Origin of the sequence: Paenibacillus sp. FSL R7-0163, from assembly GCF_037969975.1 — a bacterium.
In the GTDB taxonomy this organism is placed as follows: domain Bacteria; phylum Bacillota; class Bacilli; order Paenibacillales; family Paenibacillaceae; genus Paenibacillus_AQ; species Paenibacillus_AQ odorifer.
Window position 1 is genome coordinate 270,555 of sequence record NZ_CP150224.1, and the last position, 12,749, is coordinate 283,303.

Below are 12,749 nucleotides of genomic sequence, written 5' to 3' on the forward strand. Positions count from 1 at the left end.
TTATTTTTTATTATTAATGTTAATATGACCAGAATAAATAATGATTCCTTTAATGTTGAATAATTCAATAGGATTCATTAATAATATTCTCCCATGATTAAATACCTAGATTTGCTGAAGAACTTACTTTTCAATAGTTTATTTTAAATCGATTTTTGAGGGATACTCCAATACCGAATTAATTGTTCTAATCAATTAAGGTGGCTCCCCATCACACTCCCCCTTAAATACCTTATTACAATCTATTACTTATATTGATAATATAAAGCTTTTTTTCTGTCGAAAACCTTTTTTTTGAGCAAGGTATTCGACAAAATATTTATTGAGTTATTAATTATTCCAAATCCATGCTGTGGTTTTACTGATGAACTCTAGTACTTCATAAGTCTTTAAAAAGAGAACATGCAATTTTGTGTTACTGGCTGTTGATTCACTTCAAGTCACTTTATTTAATTACGTTGATGTAGTTCGCCTTTTATAAGCTTCAATTTTTCATTTTTATTGTGAGGAGTTACTTCTAAAACACTTTTTCTATGTAGCTTATAATTAACTATTGGTTTGTTATTGTAAGTGAGTTTCTCACTGAACGGTGGCTCAAAATACTCCGAAGTATTCAAAATAATAATCTTATAGATGTATAACGGAACGGAAAATAGTGCTTAACACAATATGGTTTTATAAACATAAGTCAATTTTGAATAATATGCTTATCAGGTAAAGTTACTCCTCTGGCACGTGTGGAGGCGGTTGAGCTGGCCGGAGTTACCGTCCAGAACTGTACGCTGAATAACGTTGGAGATATTGAACGCAGGAATCTCAAGCACGCCCTGGGTACGCGGGTGTTTATCCGCCGCTCGAATGATGTGATTCCGGAAATTCTCGGCAAGGTGACCGAGGAGAGTGATGGCGGGGAGATTATTTTCCCTGAGGATTGTCCAGACTGTGGTTCTCCATTAGAAACGCGAGGTGCGCATCTCTTCTGCAACAATAAACTGGATTGCAAGCCGCAGATTATAGGGCGGATTACTCACTTTGCTTCCCGTGATGCTATGGATATCGAAACCTTTAGCGACAAGACGGCAGGGCAGCTGCATGAGGAACTGAATGTACGGGAACCGGCAGATATTTATATGAGCTGAGCTTTGAGCAGCTTGTGAAGCTGGAGCGTTTCGGGGAGAAAAGGCGGATAATCTGCTCAAGGTCCTGGAAGAGAGCAAAGGAAGAGACCTTGCTTCCTTCTTGTTTGCCCTTGGTATTCCGAACACTGGCAAAGCGACAACCAAAATGCTGGCAGATCACTACTTCAGTCTGGAAGCCGCGATGAACGCAAACGCCGAGAAATTAGCCGGTCTGCCGGACATCGGGGGCATTGTAGTTGAGAGCATCGTAAGCTTCTTAGCCGATCCTGTTGTGGTAACCAGCATTAACAGTGTGCTTGCATTGGGTGTGCAGGCAAAGGCACCCGAGGCCCCACGCCAGGTGAATACCAACTCCTTCTTCAGCGGCAAAACGGTAGCTAACCGGTTCACTGCAGAAGTTACGCTATTCATGACAGCCTCCGATGTACTGAAACGTAATTAAGATTTTGCTGTACCAAATCGTCTTGGTACATCGACAGGATTGCATAATCATTGAAGCATTTTATATATAGCGGATTGTGCAGGCGACCGCTATTCCCTAGCGTATACCAAATGGATGTACACGAGCCTTCGGTTAAGTCAAGGTATTAACGATGACTCAAATAGTTCTTCCGCTGATTCTACTGTACCCAAGACAAACGGTTGATACGAGTAGAATAAAACTGGTTGCTCTGGATTAAGTACATTTCAGGCAAGGTAGTGCTAAAAGATCACGATAATGACAAAGGTGGTTTGAATTGTATCAGTTATTTTCGTTAGAAAAACAACTTATCTCAATTGTACTTGTTAGATATCTCATGCATATATTGAAAAAAGCAACCTTTTGGCTGCTTTTCAGTCTCAATTATAACCGTTACTCACATAGTTTTCTCACACTAAATCCAGTCCTGCAACAGTATTGGCTGCATATTGGGCTGGTCATTTCCATTCTCAATACTTATACATTCTTTAGAAATTACTGTTTTCCGAGTATTCATCTGTCATTCTTTTTTACGACAAATATATACGAATGTTGGAGGGAAAGTGTAAGGCATAAATTCAATTTTCTCAATAAGTAGTTGTTTAGCCCATTTTTTTTTCATGTGCAGCGAGTGCTGATATGCAACTAAAATTCCGCCTGGTTTAAGTGACTTAACAATCTGATGTAGGATTTTGTCACGCATTTCAATTGAAAAATTAAAAAATGGTAATCCGCAAATTATGCAATCTAACTCACGGATGCCTTCCTGATTCAATTTCTTGAGTAAGTAGCTGGCGTTGGAATGGAAAATGCATTCCGGATAAATTGATTTTAAGTGTTCTCTCATTTTTTTATTCCGCTCAAACAAAAGCACTTTTGTAGAATTCGTTAATTGTGATGTCATGAGATGTGTAATAGCACCTGTACCAGCTCCAAGCTCTGCAACGGCATTTACATTATGCCATTGTACAGACTGGATTATTTTATTGGCTAATAATTGCGAACTGGGTAGAATATTTCCTACCCGATTTGGATCTTTGAGGAAGCCTTGTAAGAAAAGTAAGTATTCAGACATAATCAATTAGCAATCCTCTCCGAAAGGCAATCTCAGTTGGAATGTGAAGACGTCATGAGTGTGTTTAAGCGTTAAAGTACCCTTGTGCAACTCAGCAATATTCCTAGCTATCGAAAGACCAAGTCCTGCCCCGGTTTGAATTCCCTGGCTTTTTCTTGAGTGGTCAACCTTATAAAATCGGTCAAATAGACGGTTTTCTTGATCCTGTGAGAGGGGAGTTCCTTTATTTTCAATCTCAATGGTACAGTGTTCAGAATCGGTTGTAATTCGTATGCTAATGCTTCCCGGGCTGATGGAATATTTTAAGGCGTTCATAAGTAGATTATCTATGGCTCTGGCTATTTTCTCACTGTCGATTAAGGTGATGATTGGACTCTTATCTATATCTTTTATAAGATGCACATTGTTTTCTTGAGCGATTGGTTCGAATTCGAACAATAATTGATTCAAAAGCTGTGACAAATCGATTCTCTCCAGATTTAAACGGGAATCCACCGAATTAAGTCGGGTATATTCAAACAAATCATCAAGGAGTTTCTTCAAATGAAGCGCCTTGTTATAGGTGTTTTGAATAAAACGTGTGTATTCTTTTTTATCTTGGTACGATTCTGTACGTAAAAGCTCAATATACCCGATAATACTTGTAAGAGGGGTACGTAAGTCGTGTGAAATCCCCGTGATCATCTCCATCTTGGATTTTTCTATTTCGCGTTCCTTGATGATCTGTTGCTCTAAGCGCTCTGCCATCCGGTTGATGTTCAAAGCCACCAGTCCTAGTTCATCTTGGCGCACAACATTTACCCGATAACTCAAATTACCTTCGGATATAATCTGAAGTCCTTGTTCCAGCGCAATTAAATCTTTGACGATTCGCCGGGTCAATGTAAAAAATGTAATAACGAAAATAATGAAAAACATCGGAGTAAGAAGGTAGGCAAGAAAATTGAACACCCAATCCAATTTTGTTGCATTTCCAAAATGAAATAACAAGATGCTAAGTGAGGTATTTATCGCAATGGTAATTATGAAACTCAACACCATCCTGATTAAGATATTGGATTGAATGCGTTTATTTATTTGTAGATTTCGTATGATTTTAATCAACTTTGTAACCAACTCCCCAGACTGTCTTAATATACAGAGGTTCTCTTGGATTTTCCTCTAATTTTTCTCTTAAGTTACGAATATGAACCATTACGGTATTGTCAGAATATCCGTAAGGCTCTTTCCATACACTCTCGTAAATTTGCTCCGAACTATAAACTTGCCCAGGCCGGCTTGCAAGCAGGGTTAAAATCGCAAACTCTAGTGGAGTTAATGAAACTTCAATTCCATTTAACTTTACGGAATGTTTATTTTTATCTATGATCAGGTTTTTAATTATAAGCAGAGAGTTGAATTCTTCCTTTCCAATTAAGGACTGACGCCGTAACTGAGCTTTTACACGGGCCAGTAGTTCCAGTGGATTAAACGGTTTGATCATGTAATCATCTGCCCCGGTAGTTAGACCTGTGATTTTATCAATGTCCTCTTGCTTGGCTGAGAGCATAATAATTGGGATATTTGATATTTCCCTAATTTTGAGACAGGCTGTGATACCGTCCATTTGAGGCATCATCACATCCAGGATAACCAGTTGAATGGATGTTGTTTGTATTGTACTCAACGCCTCTTGACCATCTGCAGCTTCAAGCACTTGGTAACCTTCATTTCTTAAATAAACATGAATCACATCTCGAATTTCAGAATCATCATCTGCAACAAGAATTGTATTCAATGGACGCTGCCCCTCTTCTATATTTATTTTATTATGTTTCCCTTTTACGACAGACGTAGACGAAAGCGGGAGGGAAATTAAATGGCACATATTTTATTGTATCAATATTAAAATATTCGGAGAGTTGCTTCTTCATTTGAAGTGAATACTGAAAGGCGATAAATAATCCCTCAGGTTTAAGGGATTGGTAGATCTGTTCAACCAATGTATTTCTTAATTGGGGATCAAAATTGAAAAAGGGCAGCCCACTAAAAATACAATCCAACTGATGAATATGTGAACTTTTAATTGTTTCTACTAAACTAGCAGCATTTTGATAACAGGAAAAGTCCGGATAGCTTGTCTTCAGGTTATGCCTCATGGTTTTATCCATCTCAAATAGTAACACTTTCGTTGTACTAGTTACCTTAGTATTGATTACACGGGTGATTGCACCTGTACCTGATCCAAGTTCAGCGACTGCTTTAACTTCATGCCAAGGGGCTTGGTTAACCATGCTGTGTGCCAGAAACCGGGAACTCGGGGTAACACTGCCTACCTGTTTTGGATCATGAATAAAACTTTTTAAAAATAAGAGTTTTTCATTGAAGCTCATTCGGAATTCCTCCATAATTTTAGAATTGATTTAGATGTTTATTAATTTTGATAGGATGTGATCTCCAAAGTACGTTCCTACAAAAAAGAACAGTAAGGTCCAACTTAAAGCACTGGGATATGAAATAAGGGCAAATCGTTTATAGCTTGTACCGCTGAGCCCGATCAACATGGGAATGATGTAACGTACAACTGGAATAAACATGCCGATATACGTAGCTGTACGCCCACGTTTTTTTAGAATCTGCTCTGCTTTTTTAAAATGTCTATTAGCTTCAAATTTGCACTTCAGCTTTTGCCCAAAGAATTTACCTGCAAAGTAGGCAACCGTAAAGGCCGTTAATAGCCCTGATAAAATGCAGAAATAAGTCATCCAGGAATTGATAATCCCCATGTGGCTTAGGGTAGCTCCAGTGAGGATTGTAATTTCATTAGGGATTGGAATTCCAAAAGGGCCTAACGTGAAAGCAAGATAAAAAATCAGATATCCATACTGATTGATTAGCTCTAAGACGGTATTACTGGCCAATATGCCACCTCCTTCGCTTACTTCAATACAGAAATCTTAACTAAAAAAACTGAGGAATTAGGTGGGGGAATTCTAAAGAAATCCTGAAGAGACTTAAAATTCGATAGGATTGGCCAAGTATCAGTCCCACAGTCACAATAAAAAAGTCCTGAGGATCAAGAAACTCTTGATCCATCAGGACTTTTTACATAATGACCTACCCTTTCATCATCAAACGAAGCGAAACGATGATGAGAAAAACGGCTAATAGCTTTAAAAGCAGCTTGGCAGGAAGGCGTTTTGCCAGGCGTGCGCCAATTTGACCGCCGATAATTGCGCCAGGTGCTAGGGCTAACACCATAAACCATTCAACATTCAATAAAAAGGCATGTGTTGTGGTGCTTACGATAGCTGACAGGAAAATTTGAAGCATAGAAGTTGCAACAGCGATATGGGGGGCAAAGCCGAGAAGTAAGGTCATTGTCGGAACCATAAGACTCCCGCCGCCAATCCCAAATAGGCTTGCTACAAAGCCAACAAGAAAACTGATGATTATGCCGGTAGGCATATGATAAGCATATTCGAAATGAGCACCGCTATTATCGGAAAAGCTTCGCTTCACCGTTGGTTTGAAAGGCCAATGGATGGGTTTGTTCGGCTTGAACAAGAGCAATAAAGCGACAAGGATTAAAAAAATCCCGAAGCTTACGAAAAACATTCTCCCGCCCATTTGCTTGGTAAAGAGTGCACCTATTACTGAACCCGGAATCGAAACGGCGGCAAAGGTGAGCGCTGCTTGATAATCGATTCTCTTCTGCTTTGCGTACACATAAGTACTTGAAATGGAGTTGAAAAGCAGCATTGCCATTGATGTTCCAGCCAGATGTGAAGGCTCCATATCAGGAAAAAGGAAAGCCAACGCAGGCACAACGATGAACCCGCCGCCAAGTCCGACCAATGAACCGGAAATGCCAGCTGCTAGCCCGATGACTAAGAGCAGTAAGTAAGTTAGCACAACAGCATGTTCCTTCCTCTACGTGAATTCTACAATCATTTATCTTACCAGAAAAAACGTCCCGCAAATAAATTGTTTTTTAGCCAATTGCGCTGTTCTGCTGCTAAACGGGGATCATTGTCCATTTGGGACAGGATATCTTTTTTTACAAGTTTGCAGACGGATTGAACAATAGTTTGATCCTGGCTAGCATCTAACCAGAGAATTTCCGCAGACCGGGGATTAGGGGTGTATCGTTGCCAAGCAGGTTGTCCCTCAGCATTAGGATTACCGGTATATAGGAAATGCCGTAAATAGTCCCTCATTAGGGAAGAGAGCATGTTACGCCCAGGCTCGTTATGCTCGGAAATTACATCCGCAGGAAATCTTTCCTGGACACCGGAAAAGTCACCTGTATAGAAGGGGATGTCTGCACCATGCGGGGCACCCATAAGAAAACGGATGTAAGGATCGATCACTCCGTCTCTTAACCCCCAGGCGAAGCGGTAAGCATAGATGGGCATCTCCGGAATCGCACTTAATAATATCTCTGTAGTCTGCTCTACATTAAATTCTGCATACAGATCGCTCCCATATTGGACTGCAGCTTCATAGAGCTTCTTTTCTTCCACATTTCCGGCTAACTCTTCCTTTTGCACTAGGGAGAAGAAATGAGTATCCCATAAAGTGAACTCGGAGAATTCGCTGGCAGTGCTGCCAAGGATGATCGGCAGGGAAGGGTGATCGCGGTTATTTAGATTGTCGAAGCCACCAATAGGAATGACCGTGCCATCTTCGATCAAATGGGGAAAAGCAGCCATCTGAAGCCCCGTCTCACGAATGATTTTGACAAAGTGAAAGGCATTCTGACGATATAGGAAGGCGGAAATCTTATCCGCAGATTGTGTGGAAATCCATACTCTTGCCTCATCTTGAGTGCTGACCATTCCTGTTTTTATTAATAACTCTATTAAAATGTCATCTGCTTTTTCTTCGCTTTGCTCCGTAACAGCCGTTGTTAAACCTCCGCTCATAATAAAAAGCTTATGAAAGAGCCCTCTGCCCAGCGGTGAAAGGTAAGCAGCTAATGCATTTCTTGCACCTGCAGACTGGCCCCCTAATGTTATGTTCCCTGGATTTCCCCCAAAGCAAACAATGTTATTGTGCAGCCACTTTAGCGCATGAAGAACATCGAGGAGACCGTAATTTCCTGAGTCATCCAAGGGGTCCCCGGTTCGGAGTGAGGGATGCCGGAAAAATCCCATTGCTCCTAAACGGTAATTCACTGTAACCACTATACTATTTGTCTTACACGCCAATTCTCCACCTTGAAAATCCCGTCCCGAACCCCCAATATTTCCGCCACCGTGGAGGAAGACGAATACGGGTAAGCCTGCCTCGGCATGATCCGGTCGCCAAATATTCAAAAAGAGGCAATCTTCACTGCCGCCAGGTTCCCCTTGAATGAATTGGACACTGCTATTATTAAAATGGCATGCAGGCAATACACCTGTCCAAGGTTCTATCTCACGCGGTGCTTTCCATCTGAGCTTATCTATGGGAGGTTCCGCATAAGGAATCCCTAACCATGCGATCGCCCCAAGTTCTGGCAGACGTATGCCCTTAAGCTGACCGCTGGAGATTGTAATAATTTCTTCCATTGGTTCTCGTGTGCTCATTTATAGTTCCCCTTTCTCCTGCAGATTCTTATGTATTTTTAATTCTCTTTATTATAGTGTTCTGCTATGATGATGAAAAATATATTATTATATATAAAATACATAACTCTAAGGTTATAGAAGAGGGTGGTTTCGTTGGATTTACTTTCGCTTCGGTACTTTCAAACGGTTGCAAAGCTTGAGAATATGACCCTGGCAGCCGAAATACTCCAAATCTCACAGCCTGCTATTAGTAAAATGATCAAAAATCTTGAGGGCGAATTAAACGTCAAATTGTTTGATCGCACAGGAAAATACATTCGATTAAATGAATATGGAAAGCGGTTTCTTGTGAAAGTTGATTTAGCCCTACAAACGTTAGAGGAGGGGAAAACAGAGCTATTGGACTTGTCTGAGCGACCGACAGGAACTGTAGTGATTTTTATCCAAGCGGGTTCCTATTTGCTTCCGGATATGATCACATTATTTCGCCAGAAGTACCCGGAAGCTCAATTCAAGCTATTGCAGCAGGATCAGGAGATCTCACGTTATCCGGCTTTTGATTTGTGTATTTCTTCTACTCCGCTCAAGATTCCAGGAACAGTGTCCACACCGGTATTAACGGAAGAAATCCTGCTGGCGGTTCCTAATGAGCACAGGCTCGCAACCCGTAAAAGTGTACGTCTGAATGAACTCGCGGAAGACGGTTTTATTAGTTTGAAAATAGGCAAGCAGCTGCGCGAAACGACGGATTCTCTCTGTCACGCCGCCGGATTTGCTCCGCGTATCATTTATGAATGCGATGAGCCTTCGATGGTACGCAGTCTAGTCCGTTCGGGACTAGGGGTTTCTTTTATCCCCGCTGTAACTTGGGGGGGTTCTCAAGGATCCTCTGTTGTGCTTCTTCCCATTGAAGAACCCATAAGTACCCGCACCATTGAAATCTCATGGTATACCAACCGGTACATGACTAATGTCGCTAAAAAGTTCAAGGCCTTTGTTGAGGATTATTACAAGCAGTTAGAAGAAGACAATTTAAAAAAAGAGCCAATAAACCCTAAGGCTTAATTGACTCATTGTCAGCAACGCTAATCATTTAATCCCTTACCCTCAAGGATTTGCGGGATGAATTTTTCAATTCGGGATACGCGGGTTTTGGATTGTTTCGCTTGAGAAAAATGATAAATATATGCGTTTTGCCGTCCAGGCGTTAAGGCTTCAAAAGCAGTTTTCAAGCCAGGAAGTTCAGCGAATTTGGTCTGAAGCTCTTCAGGAATGAGGTAATCCTCTTTCTTTTTTAATTCGACTTCCAAACCCGCTTTTTCAACTTCTATGGCATTTTGAATGTAGGCTTTCAGAACAGCTTCCATTTCAACGATTTGTTGCACATTCGTAAACCGAATTTGGCGCGCTGCCTGCACATTTTCTGTTTGTTGAATTAGAATCCCATTGGGATCCTGTAACAAGGCACCTTTGTGAAAGAGAAGCGCACAATATTCTTTAAATCCATGAATTAATACTATGTTTTTATCATCAAATGTGTAACATGGATGCATCCACTTATAATCTTCGGTCAGCCCGCAATCAAGCACGATCGTTCTCAACTGCTCATATTCTTCCCGCCATTGTTTCGCTTTACTTAAGAATTTATCAACCCTAGGATTCAATACATTATTTGTCATAAAAAACACCTATCTTCATCAAAATTTTCAATACAATTTTACTGTTTTTTTATGGAATGTACAGTCGGAATCTTCTGAGAATGGGCAACCTATGTTGTCTCCCGTTCGATCAGTTGGAACGATAGGGGCTGCAGCTCCATATCCAGTCCAAGCAGGGTTGGAGCCAGCAGAAGAAAGGCGTTCTCCGCCTGTCCCGCAATCGGATTCCGAACAGTGGTAATTCCGAGCGTCTGCGACAGCTCCGAATTATCAAAACCAACGATGGCTAGATCACGGGGCACATCCAGCTGCTGTCTACGTGCTTCGCTCAGAACGCCCACCGCCACCAAATCATTGGAGCACAGAATAGCATCCGGCTGATCGGGTTGTCCAATTAGGGTTCGCACCAATTGCTCTCCGTCACGGATTCCATAAATCGTGGAGTAATACCATTTCTCAACGATGGGAAGATTATATTTGGTCATGATTTGCTCATAAGCTAGTCGTCTACTCTGGGTATTTATGCTGCTTGGGCGGCCAAAAGCATTAGCGATACGCGTATAACCCCGCTCTATCAAATGCTCTAGAGCGAGTGCATATCCGTCATATTGGTTCATGGCAACTGACGGTATTTCAGGATGGTCCATGCGTTGCCAGGACACAATCGGGCCGTATTTGCAGTAGGAAGTTATGACATTTTTATCGTTAACAGCGGTCAGAATAAGCAGGGCGTCGACTCTTTTCTGTTTGAGATCCTCGAAAGCCTGAAGTTCCTTTTGCTTATCTCCGCCGGTGGTATAAATAATCGTCTGATACCCGTAACGGCCGGAGATTTCGACGAAGCTGTTCATGAAGCACAAAATAAGCTCGTTTAGGTCTAAGGTAATCATGCCGATTTGCTGGGTTTGGCCTTTGGATAAAGATATGGCATTCCGATTGGGAACATAGTCCGTCTCTTTCATAATGGCGAGAATTTTCTCCCTAGTTTCCTTGCTGACATGGGGAGAATCGTTCAGGACTCGGGATACCGTAGCTTTGGAAAAGCCCGACAGCTTAGCAATTTCGTCAAGTGTGGACATCGGCTTATCTCCTTTGCAAGATTAATCCTTGACATGTAACGCGTTCCAAGGTTTAGGATTCGGATTAGAGCAGTAAACCTATACTATCACAATAGCAAAGGCGGGAAGAAATATGAACTTACAATTTCCAGAAGGATTCCTATGGGGTGGGGCTGTAGCCGCTAACCAGCTTGAAGGGGCATATCAGGATGATGGCAAAGGCTGGTCTACTCAAGATGTCATGCCGCATGGCATTAAGTCTGCGCCTACAGAAGTTCCTACCGACGATAACATGAAGTTGATTGGTATCGATTTCTATCACCGGTATAAAGAAGATATTAAGCTGTTTGCGGAAATGGGCTTTAAAGTATTCCGGACGTCTATTGCCTGGTCCCGGATTTTTCCGAAAGGGGACGAGCCGGAGCCGAATGAACAAGGCTTGCAGTTCTACGATGATCTATTTGATGAGTGTCATAAATACGGCATTGAGCCGCTAGTTACTATCTCCCATTATGAGACCCCGCTGCATTTGGCACGAGAGTATGATGGATGGGTTAACCGTAAGATGGTGGATTTTTACGAGCGATATGTGAGAACGATCTTTAATCGTTACAAGAATAAGGTTAAATACTGGCTGACCTTCAACGAGATCAATTCTATCCTAGAGTTCCCATTTATGAGTGGCGGAATCAATACTCCATTGGAGAAATTGAGTAAGCAGGATCTGTATCAGGCCATTCACCATGAGTTCATTGCAAGTGCTTTGGCGGTGAAGATCGGTCATGAGATCAATCCTGATTTCAAAATAGGCTGTATGGTGCTGAGCATGCCAATTTATCCGCTCACTCCGCATCCGGACGATTTGATCAAGGCGATGCAAAGCGATCACAAAAATATGTTTTTCGCGGATGTTCATAGCAGAGGTTACTATCCAGGATATATGAAACGGTTCTTTAAGGAAAATGGAATCCACATTCATTTTGAGCCAGGGGACGAAGAAATTCTGAAGCATACCGTGGATTTCATATCTTTCAGTTACTATATGAGCACATGTGAAACGGCCGATCCGGAGAAACAGATCAGAGGAGAAGGAAATCTGCTGGGCGGGGTAGCGAATCCATATCTGGAAGCGAGCGAATGGGGTTGGCAGATCGATCCGCAGGGCTTGCGTTATGTGATGAATATGTTCTATGACCGATACCAAAAACCGCTATTTATCGTGGAAAATGGCCTTGGCGCCGTCGATCAGCTGGTTGTAGACGGGAACGGTGAGAAGATAGTAAACGACGATTACCGGATCAATTATTTGCGAGATCATTTGGTTCAAGTAGCAGAAGCTATTGCCGATGGCGTGGAAGTTATGGGGTATACGAGCTGGGGCTGCATCGACTTGGTTAGCGCAACAAGCGCCGAGCTGAAGAAACGTTATGGCTTCATTTATGTAGATCGTCATGATGATGGTTCAGGTACACTGGAGAGATACCGTAAGAAGTCCTTCCACTGGTACAAAGAAGTAATCGAATCGAACGGACAAAGCCTGTTCTAATAAAAAGAGTCCTGATAATCAAGATATTCTTGATCTATCAGGGCTCTTTTTTTGTTATCCAATATTATACAGACCCTGGTTTATTGTTGACATCATTAATTGAACATGTTAATTTGTAAATAATAAATTAATCGGATATCAGGATTGCTACTGCATAGCAGGCAAAACCTAAGTTTCATTTATGTTTACGGGGATAATCTCTCTCGTACATAGATGTGATTTAGGTTTTTTTGTGTTCCCTGATATCCGTGATTAATTGATCTGTTACAAAGGGGTGTA

The 12,749-nt window shown here is 41.6% G+C and carries 11 protein-coding genes and 1 pseudogene; 3 read left to right on the forward strand and 9 right to left on the reverse strand.

Features of this window, described 5'->3' with window-relative positions:
* Positions 1-710 precede the first annotated feature (710 nt).
* Positions 711-1,515: pseudogene (locus NST45_RS01245) on the forward strand (helix-hairpin-helix domain-containing protein); the annotation flags it as partial.
* 604 nt (positions 1,516-2,119) lie between these two features.
* On the opposite strand, the gene NST45_RS01250 reads toward NST45_RS01245, so the two are convergent.
* From NST45_RS01250 to NST45_RS01280, 7 genes are all read right to left on the reverse strand, one after another.
* Positions 2,120-2,674: a methyltransferase domain-containing protein gene (locus NST45_RS01250; protein ID WP_051491402.1), complete on the reverse strand. Its 555-nt coding sequence runs from the start codon at positions 2,672-2,674 to the stop codon at positions 2,120-2,122.
* Positions 2,675-2,680: 6 nt separating this feature from the next.
* The gene (locus NST45_RS01255) at positions 2,681-3,715 is read right to left on the reverse strand and encodes a HAMP domain-containing sensor histidine kinase (protein ID WP_141118554.1); all 1,035 of its coding nucleotides are present in this window, start codon (positions 3,713-3,715) and stop codon (positions 2,681-2,683) included.
* A 55-nt stretch (positions 3,716-3,770) separates the two neighbouring features.
* Positions 3,771-4,451 (reverse strand): response regulator transcription factor, encoded by a 681-nt coding sequence (locus tag NST45_RS01260; RefSeq protein ID WP_036685458.1) that lies wholly within the window; start codon positions 4,449-4,451, stop codon positions 3,771-3,773.
* Positions 4,452-4,482: 31 nt separating this feature from the next.
* Positions 4,483-5,046: a methyltransferase domain-containing protein gene (locus NST45_RS01265; protein ID WP_076098821.1), complete on the reverse strand. Its 564-nt coding sequence runs from the start codon at positions 5,044-5,046 to the stop codon at positions 4,483-4,485.
* Between the two features lie 30 nt (positions 5,047-5,076).
* A complete protein-coding gene (locus tag NST45_RS01270; RefSeq protein WP_076098820.1) occupies positions 5,077-5,574 on the reverse strand; it encodes a DedA family protein in 498 nt (165 codons plus the stop codon).
* Positions 5,575-5,770: 196 nt separating this feature from the next.
* A complete protein-coding gene (locus NST45_RS01275) occupies positions 5,771-6,568 on the reverse strand; it encodes a sulfite exporter TauE/SafE family protein (RefSeq protein ID WP_076098819.1) in 798 nt (265 codons plus the stop codon).
* A 44-nt stretch (positions 6,569-6,612) separates the two neighbouring features.
* On the reverse strand, positions 6,613-8,226 hold the full coding sequence (locus NST45_RS01280) for a carboxylesterase family protein (protein ID WP_076213701.1): 1,614 nt from the start codon (positions 8,224-8,226) through the stop codon (positions 6,613-6,615).
* A 135-nt stretch (positions 8,227-8,361) separates the two neighbouring features.
* Between NST45_RS01280 and NST45_RS01285 the strand changes: the two genes are divergently transcribed.
* Positions 8,362-9,273 carry a LysR family transcriptional regulator gene (locus tag NST45_RS01285; RefSeq protein WP_076098817.1) on the forward strand — a complete coding sequence of 304 codons (912 nt, stop codon included), beginning with the start codon at positions 8,362-8,364 and terminating at the stop codon, positions 9,271-9,273.
* A gap of 20 nt (positions 9,274-9,293) precedes the next feature.
* Here NST45_RS01285 and NST45_RS01290 read toward each other — a convergent pair whose 3' ends face one another.
* Together NST45_RS01290 and NST45_RS01295 are read right to left on the reverse strand one after the other, a co-directional pair.
* Entirely contained in the window at positions 9,294-9,887 is a 594-nt protein-coding gene (locus NST45_RS01290) for a YdeI family protein (protein WP_076098816.1), read from the reverse strand.
* 89 nt (positions 9,888-9,976) lie between these two features.
* Positions 9,977-10,945 (reverse strand): LacI family DNA-binding transcriptional regulator, encoded by a 969-nt coding sequence (locus NST45_RS01295; RefSeq protein WP_076098815.1) that lies wholly within the window; start codon positions 10,943-10,945, stop codon positions 9,977-9,979.
* Between the two features lie 112 nt (positions 10,946-11,057).
* Here NST45_RS01295 and ascB point away from each other — a divergent pair, with 112 nt between their 5' ends.
* Complete coding sequence (gene ascB, locus NST45_RS01300; protein WP_038573257.1) at positions 11,058-12,470, forward strand: 6-phospho-beta-glucosidase; 1,413 nt, start codon at positions 11,058-11,060, stop codon at positions 12,468-12,470.
* Positions 12,471-12,749 lie beyond the last annotated feature (279 nt).

Excerpts from the sequence above, each read along its gene's own strand:
- NST45_RS01265 (WP_076098821.1), bottom strand. The coding sequence starts at position 5,046 with ATGAGCTTCAATGAAAAACTCTTATTTTTAAAAAGTTTTATTCATGAT.
- ascB (WP_038573257.1), top strand. The coding sequence starts at position 11,058 with ATGAACTTACAATTTCCAGAAGGATTCCTATGGGGTGGGGCTGTAGCC.
- NST45_RS01255 (WP_141118554.1), bottom strand. The coding sequence starts at position 3,715 with ATGGTGTTGAGTTTCATAATTACCATTGCGATAAATACCTCACTTAGC.
- NST45_RS01295 (WP_076098815.1), bottom strand. The coding sequence starts at position 10,945 with ATGTCCACACTTGACGAAATTGCTAAGCTGTCGGGCTTTTCCAAAGCT.
- NST45_RS01250 (WP_051491402.1), bottom strand. The coding sequence starts at position 2,674 with ATGTCTGAATACTTACTTTTCTTACAAGGCTTCCTCAAAGATCCAAAT.
- NST45_RS01290 (WP_076098816.1), bottom strand. The coding sequence starts at position 9,887 with ATGACAAATAATGTATTGAATCCTAGGGTTGATAAATTCTTAAGTAAA.
- NST45_RS01280 (WP_076213701.1), bottom strand. The coding sequence starts at position 8,226 with ATGAGCACACGAGAACCAATGGAAGAAATTATTACAATCTCCAGCGGT.